Genomic DNA, 19078 nt, shown 5'->3' with positions numbered 1-19078 from the left:
GGGTTTATAGAAATTAATATGCAGAGCGGTATTTGCCTTCTTCACGGTCTTCCAGTATATTCAGGTAAGAGGCATAACGTGACTCACTGATGTAATGGTTCTCTACGGCTTCGCGTACGGCGCAGCCCGGTTCGTGCCGGTGGGTGCAGTTCCCGTACTTGCAATGCGCGGAGAATTCGAAAATCTCTTTGAAGTAATGGCTCACTTCTTCGTCTTTCATGTCGAAGGTGCCGAATCCTTTGATGCCCGGTGTGTCGATGATATATCCTTCGCCTTCTACGGGGAACATTTCAGAAAAAGTCGTGGTGTGCATGCCTTTGTTATGGGCTGTGGATATTTCTCCGGTTTTCAGGTGTGCTTCGGGCAGGATGGCATTGATAAGCGTTGATTTCCCTACGCCCGAATGTCCTGAAAAGAGGGTGATTTTCCCTTTCAGTTCTTCCTTTATTTCATTGATGCCTTCATTATTTAGGGCAGAAATGCGGAAGCAAGGATATCCGATATGGGTGTAAAGGTGAATAAGCCCTTCCAAATAGCGCAATTCGTCTTCCGAATAGAGGTCGGTCTTGTTAAACACCAGTGCTACCGGCACCCGATAGGCTTCGGCGGAAGCCAAGAAACGGTCGATAAAGATAGTGGAGGTTTCGGGATAATTGACGGTTACTACCAACATGCACAAGTCGAGGTTGGCTGCAATGATATGCGATTGCTTGGAGAGGTTCGAAGCCCGGCGGATGATGTAGTTCTTGCGGTCTTCTATTTCGGTGATGAAGGCGGTCCCTTCGGGGTTCAAGGCGATTTGTACACGGTCGCCTACCGCAATGGGATTGGTGCTGCGTATTCCCTTCAGGCGGAAGTTCCCTTTTATCTTGCATTCAATCTGCCTTCCGTCTTCGGTCTTTACCACATACCAGCTTCCGGTGTTCTTGATGACTAATCCTTTTTCCAATGTTTTATTTAGTTGACTAGTTGACCAGGTACCAGGCACTAGGTCTTAGATACTCAAGTCGTATCAAGTAACCTGGTCAACTAGTATCTACAACCTAGTCAACTAGTACCTTGTAACCTAGTCAGCTATAAAATTATACAGTCATGATTTCTTTGTCTTTAGCCGCCAGCATGTCATCTATTTGCTTGATGTACTTGTCATGCGATTTCTGGAGCTTGGCTTCCGAATTCTTCTGCTCGTCTTCGGGCATACCGTCTTTTACAGCTTTCTTCAAGGAGTCGATGGCATCGCGGCGTGCATTTCGTACGCTTACTTTTGCCGTTTCACCTTCTGCCTTGCATTGCTTGGCGAGTTGTTTACGGCGCTCTTCTGTCAGTGGAGGGATGCCGATGCGGATGATTTCGCCGTTGTTTTCGGGCATGATACCCAGGTCGGAGTCGATAATCGCTTTTTCGATGATGCGGAACATGCTCTTGTCCCACGGTTTGATGGCGATGCTTCGTGCATCGGGGGTAGTGACCGCCGCTACATTATTAATAGGAACCATGCTTCCATATGAATCTACACGGATGCCGTCAAGCAGACGTACATCGGCTTTTCCGGCGCGGATATGTGCCAAAGCATCTTCCAGATACATGATTGCCATATCCATTTTTTCTTCAGCGCTGCTGAGGATAGTTTTAGAATCTGCCATATTCTTGTTGCTTTAAATATTTTGTCGATAAGTTTATGTGAACAAAAATAGGGGATTTTTTATTCTCTTGCAATAGTTTGTGAAGATTTTCGCTGGAAAGTGTGCAATCATCCGTCCTTTGACGCTTGTTTTCGGCTTCGCGGGCATGAACTTTGACGGATTATTCCAAAAAAAACGCCGAATATGTTTGTTTATGGAAAAATGTTACTATATTTGCGAACGATAAAACAATTATACATGAACCGGAACAATCTACATATCATTCTGATGTGTGCCACGGGGCGTATGTCCCTCTATACATCTGCCACTGGGATGACCCCTCGGGGTTGAGCGGTTGTATAATGGTGTTTCTACGTGATACACGCCTGTGGACGCAGGCATTTCTTCATTTTTATGATTCAATAATAAGTGTTTATAATTCATCGCACACAGATGAAACGGATTTTTTAAGGGTTCATCGTGTGCCATCAATTAGTTTTATCGAACAATCGTATGAAAGTATTGAAATTCGGCGGAACGTCGGTAGGTTCCGTCAACAGCATGTTGAATGTAAAGAAAATAGTTGAGGCGATAGATGATAAGGTAATCGTAGTGGTTTCGGCGTTGGGAGGCATCACCGACAAGTTGATAAAGACTTCGAACATGGCGGCATCGGGCGATTCGGGATACGAGAAAGAGATGAAGGAAATCGTGAACCGCCACATCGAAATGGTTTATACGGTGATTCCTGCGGGCGAGAAACGGGAGTTGCTTCTCGATTGTGTGAATGAGCTGCTGAGCGAATTGAAGGATATCTTTCAAGGCATTTACCTGATACGCGACCTTTCGCCCAAGACCTCGTCGACCATCGTGAGCTATGGCGAGCGTTTGTCTTCCATCATCGTGGCTACGCTCATCGACGGGGCGCAATGGTTCGACTCCCGCCTGTTCATCAAGACGGAAAAGAAGCACAACAAGCATATCCTCGACTCGGAACTGACCAACCGTCTGGTGCGCGAGACCTTCCGTGAGATTCCGCGCGTATCGTTGGTGCCGGGCTTTATCTCGTCGGATAAGGATACGGGCGAAGTGACTAATCTGGGCAGGGGCGGTTCTGATTATACCGCTTCTATCATCGCCGCGGCGCTGGATGCCGATGTGCTGGAGATATGGACGGATGTGGACGGGTTTATGACCGCCGACCCGAGGGTCATCAGCACCGCTTACCCCATCACCGAACTGAGCTATGTGGAGGCGATGGAGCTTTGCAACTTCGGCGCGAAGGTGGTTTATCCGCCTACTATCTATCCGGTGTGCCATAAGAATATACCTATATTAATAAAGAATACATTCAATCCCGACGCTCCGGGCACTATCGTGAAGCAGGAGGCAGACCATTCTTCGAAAGCCATCAAGGGCATTTCTTCTATCAACGACACGTGCCTTATTACGATGACCGGACTGGGTATGGTAGGCGTTATCGGCGTGAACTACCGCATCTTCAAGACCCTGGCGGAGAACGGCATCAGTGTGTTTCTCGTATCGCAGGCTTCTTCGGAAAACTCTACTTCTATCGGCGTGCGCAATGAAGATGCGGCACTTGCCTGCAAGGTGCTCGATGAAGAGTTCGCCAAGGAAATCGAAATGGGCGAAATCAGCCCGATGAAAGCCGAGGGAGGGCTTGCTACGGTAGCTATTGTGGGTGAAAACATGAAGCATACGCCGGGCATTGCCGGAAAGCTCTTCGGTACGCTGGGGCGGAACGGCATTAACGTGATAGCCTGTGCGCAAGGTGCGTCGGAAACCAATATCTCGTTTGTGGTAGAAGGCGGTTCGCTCCGCAAGACCTTGAATGTCATCCACGATTCGTTTTTTCTTTCCGAATATCAAGTGCTGAACCTTTTCATTTGCGGCATCGGTACGGTGGGGCATAGCCTGATAGACCAGATACACGGCCAGCAGGAACGCTTGAAGCAGGAACGGGGGCTGAACCTGAAAATCGTGGGAATCGCCAACGGGCACAAGGCAATGTTCACCCGTGCGGGAATCGACCTTGCCCATTACCGTGAGGAACTGGAAGAAAAGGGCATGCCTTCATCGGTGCAGGTATTGCACGATGAGATTATCGGGATGAATATCTTCAACTCGGTGTTTGTGGATTGTACAGCCAGCCCCGAAATCGCTTCCTTGTATAAGGATTTCCTGGGGCATAACATCTCGGTGGTGGCGGCAAACAAGATTGCGGCTTCTTCGGATTATGAGATTTATGCCGAGTTGAAGCGGATAGCCCGCCATCGGGGTGTGAAGTTTTTGTTCGAGACCAATGTAGGAGCAGGACTTCCGGTCATCAATACCATCAATGACCTGATTAATAGCGGAGACAAGATATTGAAAATCGAAGCTGTATTGAGCGGCACGCTGAATTATATCTTCAATGAAATCAGTGCCGATGTACCTTTGAGCCAAACCATCCGGAACGCAAAGGAGCAAGGATATTCCGAACCCGACCCGCGTATTGACTTGAGCGGAACCGATGTGGTGCGCAAGTTGGTCATCCTGGCACGTGAAGCAGGTTATCGCCTGAACCAGGAAGATGTAGAGAAACACTTGTTCATTCCCGACAGCTTCTTCGAAGGGTCGCTGGATGACTTCTGGCGCAAGATACCTTCGCTGGATGCCGATTTCGAGGCACGCCGCAAGGTGTTGGAGCGTGAAGGCAAGCGCTGGCGGTTCGTGGCACGCTTCGAAGGCGGAAAGGGAGTGGTAGAACTGGTAGAGGTAGACCGCCATCATCCGTTCTACGAACTGGCGGGAAGCAATAATATCATCTTGCTTACCACCGAGCGCTATAACGAATATCCGATGCTTATCCAAGGCTATGGAGCCGGTGCGAGCGTGACCGCCGCCGGAGTGTTTGCGGATATTATGAGCATTGCGAATATTTAAGTTTAGGTACCAGGTGACTAGGTACTAGGGACTAGGTTTTGAATAGTCCGATTCTTAAAGTACCTAAAACCTAGTATCTAGTCAACTAGTACCTAGTTACCCGGTCAACTAAAAAGAAAACGAAATGAAACATCTGATTATATTAGGAGACGGGATGGCGGATTGGGCTGTCCCCTCTCTGGGAAACAAGACTTTATTGCAATATGCCCATACGCCCTGCATGGATATGCTGGCACGCATGGGACGCACCGGAATGCTGAAGACCGTAGCCGACGGGTTTCATCCGGGAAGCGAGGTGGCGAACATGTCGGTGATGGGGTACGACCTGCCTACGGTGTACGAGGGACGCGGGGTGTTGGAAGCCGCCAGCATCGGAGTCGATTTGGAGCCGGATGACATGGCGATGCGCTGCAACCTGGTATGCATAGAGGGCGATACCCTGAAGAATCATTCGGCAGGCCACATCACCACCGAAGAAGCCGACGAGCTGATTCGTGCCTTGGAAGAACGCTTAGGCTCCGACCGTATCCATTTCTATACCGGCGTGCAATACCGGCATTTGCTGGTGGTGAAAGGCGGAAACAAACACGTGGCTTGCGTGCCTCCGCACGACATCCCGTTGCAGCCCTTCCGCCCGAATCTGGTGAAGGCGTTGGTTCCCGAAGCGCAAGAAACCGCCGATTTGCTGAACGGGCTGATTATGGCTTCGCAAGACTTGCTGGCTTCGCATCCGCTTAACCTGAAACGGATGAGCGAGGGCAAAGACCCGGCGAACAGCATCTGGCCCTGGAGTCCGGGCTATCGCCCGAAGATGGAGCCGTTGGCGAATAAATACCCCTCCATCCGCAAGGGCTCGGTGATTACGGCGGTCGACCTCATCCGGGGCATCGGACGCTATGCCGGACTCCGGTGCATCGATGTAGAGGGTGCCACGGGGCTTTATACCACCAATTACGAAGGCAAGGCACAAGCCGCCATCGATGCCCTGAAGACCGATGATTTCGTTTACCTGCACATCGAAGCAAGCGATGAGGCAGGACATGAGGGCGATGTAGACTTGAAGTTGAAGACCATCGAATATCTGGACCAGCGTGCCGTTAAACCCATTTGGGAAGCGGTAAAAGACTGGGACGAACCGGTGGCGATAGCCGTGCTTCCCGACCATCCGACCCCGTGCGAATTGCGCACGCATACCGCCGAGCCGATACCTTTCTTGATTTATTATCCGGGCATTGAGCCGGATGCGGTGCAGGCATACGATGAGGTGTCGTGCCGGGAAGGCGGATACGGCATGTTGGAAAAAGACGAGTTTATGAATTTATTTATGAATAGCTGAAACTTTCACCACAGATTATGAAATATTACAGTACCAATAAGCAGGCTTCCGACGCTACACTGGAAGAAGCCGTAGTGCGCGGACTGGCAGGTGACAAAGGGCTTTACATGCCCCGCGAAATCAAGCCTTTGCCCGCATCGTTTTACGATGAGATAGAAAACCTTTCGTTTCAGGAAATCGCTTACCGCGTGGCGGACGCTTTCTTCGGAGAAGATGTGCCGGCGGATGTCTTGAAGCAGATTGTATATGACACCTTGAGCTTTGATGCGCCGGTGGTGAAGGTGAAAGACAATATCTATTCGCTGGAGCTCTTCCACGGGCCTACGCTGGCGTTCAAGGACGTGGGCGGACGCTTTATGGCACGCCTCTTGGGCTATTTCATCCGCAAGGAAGGAAAGAAGCAGGTCAATGTACTGGTAGCTACGTCGGGCGATACGGGAAGTGCCGTGGCAAACGGTTTCCTGGGTGTGGAAGGCATTCATGTGTATGTGCTTTACCCGAAAGGGAAGGTGAGCGAGATACAGGAAAAGCAGTTCACCACGCTGGGGCAGAACATCACCGCCATTGAGGTGGACGGCACGTTCGACGATTGCCAGGCACTGGTGAAAAACGCGTTTATGGACGAAGAGCTGAAGGCGCACATGCAGCTGACCTCTGCCAATTCCATCAATGTGGCGCGCTTCTTGCCTCAGGCTTTCTATTATTTTTACGCTTATGCCCAGATGAAGAAGCAGGGCAAGGCGGACAATCTGGTCATCTGCGTGCCCAGCGGGAACTTCGGAAACATTACGGCAGGGCTTTTCGGCAAGCGGATGGGGCTTCCGGTAAAACGCTTTATCGCCGCCAATAACCGCAATGATATTTTCTATCAATACTTGAAGACGGGTGTCTATACGCCGCGTCCTTCGGTAGCGACCATTGCCAATGCCATGGATGTGGGCGACCCCAGCAACTTCGCCCGTATCCTCGACTTATACGGAGGAAGCCACGAGGCTATCTCCGGCGAAATCAGTGGCGAGACTTATACCGATGAGCAGATTCGCGAAACCGTGCAGAAGGCTTACGAGGAAACCGGATACCTGCTCGACCCTCACGGGGCGTGCGGTTATCGTGCGCTGGCGGAAGGCTTGAAGCCGGGCGAAACGGGAGTGTTCCTCGAAACAGCCCATCCGGCAAAGTTCTTGCAGACGGTGGAAGCCATTATCGGAACCAAGGTGGATATCCCCGAAAAGCTTCAGGCGTTTATGCGCGGTACGAAGCAAAGCGTCCCGATGCCGAAAGACTTCGCTTCGTTCAAGGCATACTTGATGAATGAAAAATGAAGAATTAAGGATGAAGAATGAGGTGAAACATCACTCATTCTTCATCCTTAGAAGCTGTTTTGAATTTATCGTGCGATGATTTGGGATGAGTTTTTGAGGCATTTTCGCTTTTGTGATGAGGAAGATAGCGGGCTATCTGACGAAGAACAGGAGCGGAAAGGACCAAAAAATCGCCCAAAGCACGCACGAAAACGGATACATCAAGCCAAGAAAAACTTTTTGGAGAAATTCAAAACAGCTTCTTAATACAGTCAATTTGCAGAAAATGGATAAATGTCCGCCAACAGCCAATGCATATCCTTAAAAAATGCATATATACTGCATTCGCGGTTGAATATATACTTCATCGGCTTACGAATATATCTTCATCGGCAGATGCAGTACTACTGCGTTTTCAACTCAGACGGATTGGCTAATGGCGGACATTTATTTGTAGAATCCCCCGGTTTGAAAATTCTATTTATTTTTGTACATATTTTCGTAATAGTTCTGGTAATCTCCGCTTGTTACGTTTTTTACCCATTCCTGATTGTCCAGATACCATTTCACGGTTTTGACAATGCCGTCTTCAAATTTGGTTTCGGGCACCCACCCCAAGTCATGAGTTATTTTTGATGGATCGATGGCGTAACGTTGGTCATGACCCAGACGGTCTTTGACAAAAGTAATCAGTGATTCGTTTATCCAATCAATTTTGATTTGTCCGTTTTCGTTCGTTTCTTTTTTCTTCAGCATCTTCCGGTAGTCGGGTTCTTTTTCCATTATCTGGTAAATAGTGCCAATGATTAATCGGACAATTTCGATGTTTTGTTTTTCATTGTGTCCTCCTACGTTGTATATTTCTCCGTTTTTCCCGTGACATACTACGAGGTCAATGGCTTTGCAATGGTCTTCTACATACAGCCAGTCACGTACATTCGTACCTTTTCCATATACCGGCAGTCTCTTGCCTTCGAGTATGTTCTTTATTACCAATGGAATCAGTTTTTCTGGAAATTGGTAAGGACCGTAGTTGTTCGAGCATCGTGTAATGGTTACAGGCATTTTGTAAGTGTCACGATAGGCAAGGACGATGAAGTCTGCACTGGCTTTTGATGCACTATACGGGCTGTGCGGACATAATGGGGTATCTTCGGTAAAGAAGCCTTCATCTCCCAATGAACCATATACTTCATCGGTGGACACCTGATGGAAACGTACATCGCGCCTCCACGTCGGATAGCCTTGTTCGTCTTTACCGGTCACCCATGCACAGCGGGCTGCATCCAGTAGGTTTTGTGTTCCTAAAATGTTGGTCTGTAGAAAAAGTTGTGGGTTTTCGATGCTTCGGTCCACGTGGCTCTCTGCTGCAAAGTTGATGATATAGTCAAATTTGTATTCAGAAAACAACTGGTCGGCAAGATTGCGGTCGCAGATATTTCCTTTGATGAAATAGCAACGATCGTCGTCTATATCTTTGGCAATAGTGCCTAAGTTGCCGGCGTATGTCAGAGCATCCAATACGACTACCCGTATATCTTCATGTTTAGCAAGAATGTATTTTATATAATTAGCACCGATAAATCCGGCTGCTCCTGTAACTAAATAGGTTTTCATAATGTTACTTTGTTTAAGCGGTGCAAATTTCGGAAAGATTTTTCAATCAAGCAAGCATTATTCGTTTAATTCTATTACTTCCAGGTCAGAAAAATTACCTTTATCGATACGGAAGCGTACCAAAGTGCGTACTGTATGGAAGCCATACTTGCCGGCAGCACCCGGATTGATGTGCAGCAGTCCCAGCTTGGAATCATATTTCACTTTCAGGATGTGCGAGTGGCCGCTGATGAACAACCGGGGAGGATGGGTTGATAAAATATTCCGTACCGACGGGTCATATTTCCCGGGATATCCTCCGATGTGCTTGATGAGTACATCTGTTTCATCTATGGTAAACCGGTTGATTTCGGGGAAGCGCAGACGGATGTCTTGTCCGTCGATGTTGCCATACACGGCACGTAACGGACGGAAAGCTTCCAGCTTTTGTATGATTTCCAGGGAACCGATGTCTCCTGCATGCCATATTTCGTCACACGGTTCGAAATATTTCAGGTAACGTCCGTCCCAATAGCCGTGTGTGTCTGATAAGAGTCCGATGGTGGTCATTGTTATTTATGGGAGTTGCAGTTTCAGCTTGACGAATTGCCTGATGAAATCGACTGTTCCGTCGATTCCCAGTACTGACGAGTCGATGCAAAGGTGGTATGTCGCGGCGGCTCCCCATGTGTTGTAGCTATAATAATTATAGTAGGAAGAGCGTTTCTTGTCGGCTTTTTCCATAATTTCTTCTGCTTTTTCTTCGCTGATGTTCAGTCGTTTGGTCAGGCGCTCGATGCGTGCTTGGGGGGAGGCTGATACAAAGACGTTGGCACATCGCGGATGGTCACGCAATACATAGTCGGCACATCGTCCTACAAAGAGGCATGATTGTTTTTCAGCAAGGTGGCGGATGACATCGCTTTGGATTTTGAACAGAGAGTCATTGCTCAAGTACGAATTATAAGGATAAGCTCCTTCGGTAATGAAGGGGAACCGTGTTCCGAACAGTCCTCCTAACAGGCTTTGCGAAGCCTTTTCGTCGGCTTTCTCGAAAAACTCTTTACATAATCCGCTTTCTTTTGATGCGAGGTTTATCAGTTCTTTGTCGTAAAAGGCGATGCCAAGGTCTTTTGCCAGTTTTTCTCCGATTTCTTTTCCGCCGCTCCCTAATTGTCGACCAAGATTGATTACAAAATGCTCGTTCATAACGCTTCTGTTTGAATTATTGTTAATGTATAGAGCAAATGTAAATAAAAAAAAGGAAATAAGGAAATAAAACCGTAAGAGAATCGGGGCAAATGTATCTAAGAAGCTGTTTTGAATTTCTCCAAAAAGTTTTTCTTGACTTGATGTATCCGTTTCCGTGTGTGCTTTGGGCGATTTTTTGGTCCTTTTCGCTCCTGTTCTTCGTCAGATAGCCCGCTATCTTCCTCATCACAGAAGCAAAAATGCCTCAAAAACTCATCCCAAATCATCGCACGATAAATTCAAAACAGCTTCTAAATTATGCAGATTATTTTCAATGACGGAGAGGATTATCTTCTAATCGGGGCATTTGTGTGATTGTAATCAGATGCATCCTTTTATTGACAGAAAGAAAAATATTCCCGTAGCTATCATTAACAGGCCGATAGCGGCATAAAACAAGCGTGCCCGCTTCCTTCCGGCATTGGCCACGATGAAACGGGTATTGTGTGCGGTGAAGAACCAATCCCAGTTGAACAATGCTGCCAGCAGGGCGAGCATACCCACCAGCACAAACAAGGCTTGTATGATATAATGTACGGCCATTGTGATGTCGATATTATGCTTCGGCGTCGATGCTGACCGTTCGGCTTCCGTCTTCCAATTCGTCGATTCGGACTTTCACGGCATCACCCGGGAGCAAGTCGTCTATCAGTTCAGGCCATTCGATGAAACACAAGGCACCGCTGTAGAAATAGTCTTCATAACCCATATCGTATACTTCTTCCAGCTTTTTGATACGGTAGAAGTCGAAGTGGTAAATCAGTTCGCCTGTGGTGTCCGAACGGTATTCGTTTACGATGGCGAATGTGGGTGAGTTGATGACATCAGTCACGCCCAGTTCTTCGCAAACAGCTTTGATAAATGTGGTTTTTCCGGCTCCCATTTTGCCGTAGAAAGCAAACACAGTGTTGTCACCCATAGCGGCGATGAAAGCTTTTGCCGCTTCATGGATATGCTCGAGGTCTGTAATCGTTATTTTCATATACTTGTTGGATAAACTTTTTGCAAAGTTAATGATTTTTTCGTAGCTTGTATCTCATACGGCTCAACTTTGCGAGTGCATAGAATAAGATGGACACAAAAATGATGGATGCTCCTGATGGTATCTGATAGTGGTAGGAGAGGATTAGCCCTCCCAGGCAACTGATATATCCGATGCCGATGGAAAGCCAAATGATGTGCTTGAATCTGTATGTGAACAGGTTAGCGGTCATCTGGGGTAAGGTGAGGAGTGAGATTGCCAGCACGATGCCCACCATACGCAAGCAAGATACGATGGTAAGGGCGATGAACATCATCAGAATATATTCGAAGCATGTGACGGGCATCCGCTGTGAACGGGCAAATTCAGGATCGAATGCAATGGCTACGATGGGGCGCAGGAAAAGGGCGAAAAATATGGTAAGCACACTGCTTAGTATGCCTAGCAAAAGGATATCTCCTTGTGTGATGGTCAGGATGTTCCCGAAAAGAAACGATGAAAGATCGGGCGTGAATCCTGGGGAAAGGAAGCTGAAAATGATGCCGATAGCCATTCCGAATGTCCAGAATACGGCAATGGCAGAATCTTCGCGCATATCGCTTCGCTTGCTGAGCCATTCTACTCCGAATGCAGAGAGTACTGAGAAAATGGCGGCGGCAAGTATGGGCGGGATACCGGTGTAAAGTCCGATGCCGATGCCTCCGAACGAAGCGTGAGTGATACCTCCGCTGATGAATACCAGCCGGCGTGTGACAATGTAGGTGCCGATGATACCGCAGGCAATGCTGGCAAACAGGCTTCCCAACAAGGCATGTTGGAAAAAAGTGTATTGTAGTAAATCCATCATAAGCAAATGAGTTTGTTCGTCCGTAAGTCTTTGAGTCTTTAGGCCGAAGCATACCTGTAGCTTATAAACTTACCAACTCAAAAACAAAAGAACCCGGTACTTGATTTTAGTTGTTTATTGCATTGTTTCTTCTTTCTCCCACAATGAGAAACAATTCATCTTTCAGTTCGTCGGGTAGATTGATACCCCTTAATTGCAAGCTACGGCTCCATCCTGCTACATCTTCTTCCTGCATTGAGTAAAGAATATCGCGAAACTCGTCCGTTTCGTCTGCCGTGTATTGGTCTGCCGGACGTCCTTTGAAGCGGTCCAGCTCTTCGTCATCGTAATATTCTATTTGTCGGCTTACGGCGGCCAGGAGGCTTTCTTTTTCACATACGGCGTGTTGTCCGCAGCATTCGCTATCCACCGTAACCACAGGTGGGGCTTCTTTCAGTTCTCCTCGTGCAATTTTCCGGTGTAGATTCCGGTTATAGAAATATCCGGCTACCAGTCCAAACAGGATGACGCCTGCCAATATAATAAGGAGTATTCCCATAGTCAGTTTTTCCCGTTGATGGTGAATCCAGTCGCCTGCAGGTCGTCCCAGAAGTGAGGATATGATTTACTCACTACCTGCGGGTTGTTGATGGATAATTTCCCTAGTGGAATGCAGGCAGGAGCAAAAGCCATTGCCATCCGGTGGTCTTCGTATGTATCGATGCAGGGGGATATGTCGGAAGGGCACCGTTCTCCGTTCCATTCCAAGATACAGCTGTCAGTTTCGGTCAGCACATAGCCCAGTTTCTTCATTTCTTTCATCAGGGCGGCTATACGGTCGGTTTCTTTGATTTTCAAGCTTTGCAGTCCACTGAACCGGAAAGGGATATTCAGTAAGGCGCAGGTCACCACAAACGTCTGTGCCAAGTCAGGCTGGTTGATGAAATTGTATGTCATCTGCGATACCGGTTTGCCTTCTTTTTGTAGCACTACTTTGTGGTCAAGGTATTGTGTCTTGACACCCAGCGACGAGAAAAGGTGGGCTACGTATGCATCTCCTTGCGGGCTTTGCCGGAACAGCCCCGGAAGTTCTATTTGTGCTTCGGGCGCGAGGGCACAGATTTCATACCAATATGATGCAGCGCTCCAGTCGCTTTCCACGTAATACGATGAGGGTGCTTCGTAAGGATGAGGTTCGACATAGAGTTGTTTTTCATTTGCCCATCCGGCTTTTGCACCGAAACTTTTCATCAAGTGCAGGGTAAGGTCAATATACGGACGGGAAATGATTTCTCCTGTCAGGTTGAGTGTGAGTCCGTTTTTCAGGGCAGGACCAATCATCAGTAGGGCAGAAATGTATTGCGAACTGACGTTGCCCGGTAGCGTAACATCATGGTTTATCAGTTGGCGTCCCGTAATGCGCAAAGGTGGATAGCCTTCGTTCCCGCTATATTCCACGTCTGCTCCCAGTGTACGTAAGGCATTGACCAGTAAGCCGATGGGGCGTTGCTGCATACGTTGGGTTCCGGTCAGTATGTGTGTGCCCGGATGTACAGACAGGAAAGCGGTCAGGAAGCGCATGGCAGTGCCTGCAGCCCCGATATCGATAACCGGAGGCATTTCTTGCAGGGCATGTATCATCACGCGTGTGTCATCGCAATCAGAAAGGTTTTCCGGTTTCGAGAAAGCTTGTGCCAGTGCGTTGATAATGAGTGCACGGTTGCAGATGCTTTTCGAGGAAGGCAACGTGATGTTGCCGTATATCTTGTCGGGGGAAGTTAAAATGATTCGCTTCATACGATGTGTGTTGTTGTTCCGGCGACAAAGATAAGATAAAAAAATGAGATACCGGATACATCTTGGAAATATGATTCGGTCTGCGATGTTAATCTCTGCGGATTTGGGATTTTTCTCGCCGGCGTGTCCGTTTCCACCATAAATAATATCCGCTTAAAGGGAGGATACCTCCAAAGAGCGCGGCAAGAAAATAAAGTATTTTGGTGGTTATTCCTCCCCAGCTTCCGGTATGGAAGGCATAAAACCATCCTTTCAGGCTTTGTGGGGCGGAGGCGTTTGCATCTTTCCAAGTGATTTTCACTTCGTCTTTGCGGGACCTGTCTTTGCCTTTGTCTGTGTGACGTACTTGTGTGGAAGAGGGCGTTTCGCCGAAGAGCGAATAAGCAGCCGTGCGGTACCAGCCGAAAGACCACGTGAGTCCGGTGAGTGCCATTACAAGCAGGAAAAGAGTGCTATAAAATCCTATTGCCACATGACTATCGTACCAGAAACGGCGCCAACCTTTGGTGCACGACACGCTGAGGCGGTTTTTCAGTGCCTTGCGTGTGCGAGGTATCCAGATGATGAGTCCGCTTATCAGGATAAATACCATCACTAGTGTGGTGATTCCTACAATGATTTTTCCTACCGACTTTTCGCCTTTCGAGGCAGGTGGGTCCAGCAGCCAACGGTGTAGTTTACGCATGGTCTGGAAGAAGGGATACGATTGGGTCCAGCCCAGTACTTCCCCTGTATAGGGATTGACACTAAGCTGTTTCCGGCCTGTTTCGCGGAATGAGGCAAAAGCTGTTTCGTGCGGATTGGCTGAAAGCAGAAGTGAAGAAAGGTGGAGCGAGTCGGACACTTGTGCTTGGATGTGCGTTGCCAGTTGGGAAGGAGAGAGAGGCTGGACATCTTCTGAAGGAGGAACAACGGTATAAAGCGAACGTTGAAGTGCCTGGGTAATATCCCGTTCGAATACCAGAGCTGCTCCCGACAAACAAATGATACTGATGATGATGCCTAAAGGGAGCGAGAGCCAAAGGTGGAGTTTTGCAAAAAGTTTTCTCATTGTGTACAGATGTTTAGATCGCTACAGGGATGAATTACAATGTGCCTATTGTAGATGTCATCATAATAGAATAGAGAGTTGGTTCAAGCATGCGTTTTGATGAACATAAGTGCGTTGGCCGTTTCACATAAGTGACTCGGGCGTTTCACATAAGTAAGTCAGTCGTATCACTTATCTTAATCACAGAGGCGCACAGAGCTTTTCATTTTTTTTGTGTTACTCCGTGTCTCCTCTGTGGTGAAAAGGTTTATTCCGTTATTTTGAGAGTTTTCCTAATGCCGATACAGATATGACATCATTTACTTGCAGGCCGGTTGTAGCCACGCCTGTAGTGGGGTCGATGCGGTAAATGGTCTGGCTGTTTTCGGAACTGGTCGTTACGATGGGGATATAGGCGTATCCATTGTCGCTACACGGGGTGCCGATGCTGGAAAGTGTATTGGCATCGGGTAAGCCGGTTACTACGGTCAGTGTGCCTTCTTCGCCTTTGAATACAGCCAATTCATTGCGTGGAGCACTGGTTCCACTCATATTTTCGGCTCCTTCGCTATACATTTGAAGCAGGAAATAATCGTCTGTGATGTGCCAGCAACGAAACATTGGGTTTTTGTTTCCCAGCATTTCCAGATTTACGTAATAGTTATCATCGAATACGGTTTCGCCTGCTTTGATACGCACTACTCCCGAAGGCAGCTGACCTTGCACGCGGTTGAACTGGGTACCGTCGTTATTGGTTACCGGTGTGGTGGTAGTACGTCCGTAACCCGGTGAGAATACATAGAGGTCGCCATTGTCTGCTGCCCAAATTGTCTGGTAGTATTGAGAGCGCATACGTCCGCTGGCAAAACCGATTTTACCGGTACGGGCAATGACAGGAGTCTCGTTGAAATCGTCTCCACTATAAATGGCGACGAAAGCACTGTCCGGATACTGGGTTGTGGGAATCATTCCAGCGGTATATTGTCCCGAACCGCTTCCTCCGCTTCCATTTGCCACATACGATGGGTCTACGATATATTCGGGATAGGTATTTACGCCATAGTGGCTCATCCCCATGGGAACTACTGATGTGTAAAGGCGGTTGTTTGCTTCTACAAAGCCAGCAAAACTTACCCGTTCACCATTACCCAGGAAGTTTTCGGCAATACGGCTTCCGGTAACGGTACTTCCGTCCAGTACGCTCAGGTAATTGAATTGCAGATAATAGGCATAATTGCCTTCGTTGTCTTGTTCGGCGGTGCCGGCATTGGTAGAGGCGGTTATTACATTGTCTCCCCACGTGCCGTATGTTGTCGTACGGTTGAATGTGTACTGGCGGTCTTCCACTACATTGCCGGCATCGTTCAGCTTAAAGGAGAAACCGGTTCCGTTATTTCCATCGTTGTATTGGAAGCTGAACAGGTAGTTTTCGCGATAGAATATCCAGTTGGAGGCTGTTTCGGTCTCGTATCCGTTGCCCAAAGCCGTCACTTGACCTTCGTCCAGCGATTCGGACGTTACGAGGTAAGTTGCTGTGTTGGAGCCTTGACCTGCTTCTGCCACAATTACGAAACGGCTGAGGGTTTCGTCTGTAGGGGTATCGGGATTAGGGTCGGGTGTAGGATCCGGTTCTTCGGTTTGTACGGTTTCGTCATCACTGCAAGCTGTAGTACAGATACAGCCGAAAGAGAGGGCAGCCATCAGTGCCCATGAGAAATGTTTTTTCTTCATCCTTGTTTGTATTTAAGTTTAATAATTTCTGTTCCAGTCTTTATCCTCCGAAGTATACGCGGAATTTGCCGTAAAAGGCACGGCCGGCTTTTTGGAGGCTGAAGTTATCGTAAAGTTTTTCGTCCGTCAGGTTCCGGCATTCCAGTGAGAGGTTGTACCGTCCGTTTTTTATCGAATAGCCGATGCTCAGGTTATGTGAGAGCTGTTCGGGTACTCGACTCTTGGTAGAAGGGTCGCCAAAGCGTTCCCAATATAAAGGGAATTCGTGTTGGTAGTATCCGTCGTACGATATGGTAAGTACATTGCCTTCAGCGAAAAGGTCGTGCCATGTGAAGCTGGCATCGAAGTTGGCAAAAACATATGGGAGGTTCGGCATACGTTGGCCGTACGTGGCACTTTGCTGCTGGGTATTTTCCGCAGTGTAACGTTCATCATCACGTACGTTGATGTTGTTGTATGTGCCTCCCAATGAGAACCAGCGGGAGTAATTGTAACGTGCCGATATGTTGAAACCTTTCGTCTTCACCCGTCCGTGATTTTCGTAGATGCCGTAACTCATTCCACTTACGGTGCTCAGTCCGCGTTGGATATAATCTTTTGTGTCGCGGTAAATCAGCGTACCTTCCACATAGATGCCGTGCTTGCCGAACTGGCGGTTATAGCTGAGGTTGAAGTTCACGTTGTCACTTTTTTCGGGACGCAGATCGGTTTTACCGGCTTCCAGGTCTTCATCGCCGAATAGCTCATCGGTGGTAGGCAGACGGTATGCTTTTTCATACGAAAGCTTTGCCTGGAGCCCTTTGATGATGAAGTATGTGCCGGCGGCTCCGTATCCGAATGCGCTGGTATGCCTGTGCCTGCCGATGTAATTGCCTACACCGTCTTCGCTTTGCGATACCGGACCTTGGTTATACTGGTTGTAATATTTCCCGAAAGCTGAGAAGTTCCATTTTTCTGTAGGCATCAGGCGGTATGAGAGGCCCGTGATATTCTTGCGTGTGATTTTAGGTATGCTGAAGTCGGAAATCTTCGAACTCCCGTCTACATACGAACGGGTGGTGCGCCGGAAGGTGCTCAAGACGTGATTCAACGTAAATGTATGTGCCGTTCCGATGCGGTAGTTGGCGGTAAAGGTTCCGTTCCAGTTGGTATTCTTTGATTCGTTGTCTTGATACGACTGTTCGCCATGACTTCCGGTGAACTTGCGGTCTCCCAGCCAGTTGTATTTATATGTGGCGGTGTCGATGTTATTTGTAATGTTATGATTATAGTTGGCGGTCAGCATCACATCCAGTCCTTTGGTGAAGAGATTGCGTTTGCTGTATTCCAGTGAAGGAACGAACGAGTGTCCCTTGCGGTGTTTCTCACCAAAGACGATATACTGGTATACACCTGTCTGTATTTCTTTGTAGAAATTAGAGAAGGTGAAACCCAGCATCAGGCGGTCTGCCCATTTTTTGTCTACAAGACCCACTTTCCCGATGATGGCTTCGTTATGAAACTGGTCGTTGAAGCGGCGTATGTGATAGATTTTATTGCGGTCGGTATTTTCTGTTATGCCATCATCGCCGAATTCGGTAATATAGTTGTCGATGTAGTAATCGTTGTCCGAGAAGTTTTGGAAAGCGTTTATTTCATACATCAGTCCGTTGCGGAAGGTTTGTCCGAAGTTGATGTATGATTTGTGCGTATTGAATGATCCATACGAGTACGAAGCGTCCAGATGCCAGCTACGGCGACGCTTGTTGGTCACAATATTGATGACTCCTCCCAAAGCATCGGTACCGAAGCCTACGGGGACCACACCTTTATATACTTCAATACGTTCGGCAAAGTTTACCGGTATGTTGTTGATGTCGAATGCTGTACCAGCACCCTCCTGAGGTACTCCGTCGATGAATATTTTTACATGCTTGCCCGAGAAACCGTCCAGCATCAGTTGCATGTCTGAGCCTACGCCTCCCGATTCGCGCAGTTTCAGTCCGGGCAGTTGGGTCAGGGCATCGCTCAGGCTTTTGGTGGAGTTGTGTAGCTCCCGTGTGTCCAGTGCTACGGCGTTGAATGCCGATTTCTGCACACGGCTCACCCCGTTGGATACTACTACCACTTCATCCAGTTGGTGTGTAGCAGTCTTTAGCACGATGGTCTGCCGGGTACGCTCTTCATTTTTCAAGGTGATTTGTTCTTCGAATGTCTCAAATCCGATGGCGGAAACTACCAATGTATAGGTACCTGCGGGAGCTTTCAGATGATAGATGCCCCGTTCGTTGGTGGTACATCCATAACTGGTGCCTTGCAGATAAACGGTGGCGAAGTCGATGATGCTTTTATCTTCTGCCGAAATGATTTTTCCCGACAGCATGGCTCGTTTTTGTGCCGAAACAGTGAGAGAACACATTAATAAGCAAATTAATGTGAGGACGCAGTGTTTTGTCATTTTTTTATTGTTATTTTTAATGATTCTAATTACGCTGCAAAGGTACGGAGTCTGCTTTTGTGCTGCAATCCCCAAAAGTAGGTATTCCGCCTTTGTAATTTGCGCCCACCGTCAAGTTAGAAGTGCAACTCCGCCACCGCCTTCCTCCGTCCTTGGAGCGTAGCGAAAAGGGCGGAGGAAGGCGGTGGAAGCCCGGAATCAGGGTCATCCGGCAATACAAAAT

At 48.1% G+C, this 19078-nt stretch carries 18 protein-coding genes; 4 read left to right on the top strand and 14 right to left on the bottom strand.

What is annotated here, in order from left to right; genetic code table 11:
* Nucleotides 1-13: 13 nt before the first annotated feature.
* Complete coding sequence (gene rsgA / locus B5F25_RS11460; protein ID WP_087211701.1) at nt 14-949, bottom strand: ribosome small subunit-dependent GTPase A; 936 nt, start codon at nt 947-949, stop codon at nt 14-16.
* Nucleotides 950-1082: 133 nt separating this feature from the next.
* Entirely contained in the window at nt 1083-1643 is a 561-nt protein-coding gene (gene frr, locus B5F25_RS11455; protein WP_022038887.1) for a ribosome recycling factor, read from the bottom strand.
* Nucleotides 1644-2135: 492 nt separating this feature from the next.
* On the opposite strand from frr, the gene thrA reads away from it, so the two are divergent.
* The 4 genes from thrA to B5F25_RS11435 all read left to right on the top strand — a co-directional run bounded on the left by thrA (nt 2136) and on the right by B5F25_RS11435 (nt 7472).
* Entirely contained in the window at nt 2136-4568 is a 2433-nt protein-coding gene (gene thrA, locus B5F25_RS11450; RefSeq protein WP_087249679.1) for a bifunctional aspartate kinase/homoserine dehydrogenase I, read from the top strand.
* A 124-nt stretch (nt 4569-4692) separates the two neighbouring features.
* Entirely contained in the window at nt 4693-5904 is a 1212-nt protein-coding gene (locus B5F25_RS11445) for a cofactor-independent phosphoglycerate mutase (protein WP_087249677.1), read from the top strand.
* A 17-nt stretch (nt 5905-5921) separates the two neighbouring features.
* Nucleotides 5922-7226 carry a threonine synthase gene (gene thrC / locus B5F25_RS11440; protein WP_022038883.1) on the top strand — a complete coding sequence of 435 codons (1305 nt, stop codon included), beginning with the start codon at nt 5922-5924 and terminating at the stop codon, nt 7224-7226.
* A 75-nt stretch (nt 7227-7301) separates the two neighbouring features.
* The gene (locus tag B5F25_RS11435) at nt 7302-7472 is read left to right on the top strand and encodes a hypothetical protein (RefSeq protein WP_158098050.1); all 171 of its coding nucleotides are present in this window, start codon (nt 7302-7304) and stop codon (nt 7470-7472) included.
* A 210-nt stretch (nt 7473-7682) separates the two neighbouring features.
* On the opposite strand, the gene rfbB is transcribed toward B5F25_RS11435, so the two are convergent.
* The 12 genes from rfbB to B5F25_RS11375 all read right to left on the bottom strand — a co-directional run bounded on the left by rfbB (nt 7683) and on the right by B5F25_RS11375 (nt 18780).
* Nucleotides 7683-8822 (bottom strand): dTDP-glucose 4,6-dehydratase, encoded by a 1140-nt coding sequence (gene rfbB / locus B5F25_RS11430; RefSeq protein WP_022038882.1) that lies wholly within the window; start codon nt 8820-8822, stop codon nt 7683-7685.
* A gap of 57 nt (nt 8823-8879) precedes the next feature.
* Nucleotides 8880-9371, bottom strand: a complete 492-nt coding sequence (locus B5F25_RS11425) for a metallophosphoesterase family protein (RefSeq protein ID WP_022038881.1) — start codon at nt 9369-9371, stop codon at nt 8880-8882.
* 6 nt (nt 9372-9377) lie between these two features.
* Nucleotides 9378-10010, bottom strand: coding sequence for a cytidylate kinase-like family protein (locus B5F25_RS11420; protein WP_087211689.1), 633 nt, complete (start codon nt 10008-10010; stop codon nt 9378-9380).
* A gap of 98 nt (nt 10011-10108) precedes the next feature.
* A complete protein-coding gene (locus tag B5F25_RS21780) occupies nt 10109-10279 on the bottom strand; it encodes a hypothetical protein (RefSeq protein WP_162614407.1) in 171 nt (56 codons plus the stop codon).
* A gap of 94 nt (nt 10280-10373) precedes the next feature.
* Nucleotides 10374-10595, bottom strand: a complete 222-nt coding sequence (locus B5F25_RS11410) for an immunity 17 family protein (RefSeq protein WP_022038879.1) — start codon at nt 10593-10595, stop codon at nt 10374-10376.
* Between the two features lie 13 nt (nt 10596-10608).
* Entirely contained in the window at nt 10609-11034 is a 426-nt protein-coding gene (tsaE, locus tag B5F25_RS11405) for a tRNA (adenosine(37)-N6)-threonylcarbamoyltransferase complex ATPase subunit type 1 TsaE (protein WP_022038878.1), read from the bottom strand.
* Between the two features lie 28 nt (nt 11035-11062).
* Nucleotides 11063-11878, bottom strand: a complete 816-nt coding sequence (locus B5F25_RS11400; protein WP_087249701.1) for a metal ABC transporter permease — start codon at nt 11876-11878, stop codon at nt 11063-11065.
* Between the two features lie 109 nt (nt 11879-11987).
* On the bottom strand, nt 11988-12419 hold the full coding sequence (locus tag B5F25_RS11395; protein WP_087211684.1) for a phospholipase: 432 nt from the start codon (nt 12417-12419) through the stop codon (nt 11988-11990).
* Nucleotides 12420-12421: 2 nt separating this feature from the next.
* Entirely contained in the window at nt 12422-13657 is a 1236-nt protein-coding gene (locus B5F25_RS11390) for a 3-phosphoshikimate 1-carboxyvinyltransferase (protein WP_087249671.1), read from the bottom strand.
* 88 nt (nt 13658-13745) lie between these two features.
* Nucleotides 13746-14708 (bottom strand): PepSY-associated TM helix domain-containing protein, encoded by a 963-nt coding sequence (locus tag B5F25_RS11385; RefSeq protein ID WP_087249669.1) that lies wholly within the window; start codon nt 14706-14708, stop codon nt 13746-13748.
* Between the two features lie 255 nt (nt 14709-14963).
* A complete protein-coding gene (locus tag B5F25_RS11380; RefSeq protein WP_087209953.1) occupies nt 14964-16418 on the bottom strand; it encodes a DUF4374 domain-containing protein in 1455 nt (484 codons plus the stop codon).
* Between the two features lie 40 nt (nt 16419-16458).
* Nucleotides 16459-18780, bottom strand: a complete 2322-nt coding sequence (locus B5F25_RS11375) for a TonB-dependent receptor (RefSeq protein WP_087249667.1) — start codon at nt 18778-18780, stop codon at nt 16459-16461.
* Nucleotides 18781-19078: the final 298 nt, after the last annotated feature.

This window comes from Bacteroides sp. An19, from assembly GCF_002160215.1.
Taxonomy (GTDB): Bacteria; Bacteroidota; Bacteroidia; order Bacteroidales; family Bacteroidaceae; genus Phocaeicola; species Phocaeicola intestinalis.
The sequence above is the reverse complement of the archived record's forward strand: the minus strand, read 5'-3'. Positions and strand labels throughout refer to the sequence as shown.

Excerpts from the sequence above, each read along its gene's own strand:
- frr (WP_022038887.1), bottom strand. The coding sequence starts at position 1,643 with ATGGCAGATTCTAAAACTATCCTCAGCAGCGCTGAAGAAAAAATGGAT.
- thrA (WP_087249679.1), top strand. The coding sequence starts at position 2,136 with ATGAAAGTATTGAAATTCGGCGGAACGTCGGTAGGTTCCGTCAACAGC.
- B5F25_RS11445 (WP_087249677.1), top strand. The coding sequence starts at position 4,693 with ATGAAACATCTGATTATATTAGGAGACGGGATGGCGGATTGGGCTGTC.
- thrC (WP_022038883.1), top strand. The coding sequence starts at position 5,922 with ATGAAATATTACAGTACCAATAAGCAGGCTTCCGACGCTACACTGGAA.
- B5F25_RS11435 (WP_158098050.1), top strand. The coding sequence starts at position 7,302 with ATGATTTGGGATGAGTTTTTGAGGCATTTTCGCTTTTGTGATGAGGAA.
- rfbB (WP_022038882.1), bottom strand. The coding sequence starts at position 8,822 with ATGAAAACCTATTTAGTTACAGGAGCAGCCGGATTTATCGGTGCTAAT.
- B5F25_RS11425 (WP_022038881.1), bottom strand. The coding sequence starts at position 9,371 with ATGACCACCATCGGACTCTTATCAGACACACACGGCTATTGGGACGGA.
- B5F25_RS11420 (WP_087211689.1), bottom strand. The coding sequence starts at position 10,010 with ATGAACGAGCATTTTGTAATCAATCTTGGTCGACAATTAGGGAGCGGC.
- B5F25_RS21780 (WP_162614407.1), bottom strand. The coding sequence starts at position 10,279 with ATGATTTGGGATGAGTTTTTGAGGCATTTTTGCTTCTGTGATGAGGAA.
- B5F25_RS11410 (WP_022038879.1), bottom strand. The coding sequence starts at position 10,595 with ATGGCCGTACATTATATCATACAAGCCTTGTTTGTGCTGGTGGGTATG.
- tsaE (WP_022038878.1), bottom strand. The coding sequence starts at position 11,034 with ATGAAAATAACGATTACAGACCTCGAGCATATCCATGAAGCGGCAAAA.
- B5F25_RS11400 (WP_087249701.1), bottom strand. The coding sequence starts at position 11,878 with ATGGATTTACTACAATACACTTTTTTCCAACATGCCTTGTTGGGAAGC.
- B5F25_RS11395 (WP_087211684.1), bottom strand. The coding sequence starts at position 12,419 with ATGGGAATACTCCTTATTATATTGGCAGGCGTCATCCTGTTTGGACTG.
- B5F25_RS11390 (WP_087249671.1), bottom strand. The coding sequence starts at position 13,657 with ATGAAGCGAATCATTTTAACTTCCCCCGACAAGATATACGGCAACATC.
- B5F25_RS11385 (WP_087249669.1), bottom strand. The coding sequence starts at position 14,708 with ATGAGAAAACTTTTTGCAAAACTCCACCTTTGGCTCTCGCTCCCTTTA.
- B5F25_RS11380 (WP_087209953.1), bottom strand. The coding sequence starts at position 16,418 with ATGAAGAAAAAACATTTCTCATGGGCACTGATGGCTGCCCTCTCTTTC.
- B5F25_RS11375 (WP_087249667.1), bottom strand. The coding sequence starts at position 18,780 with ATGCTGTCGGGAAAAATCATTTCGGCAGAAGATAAAAGCATCATCGAC.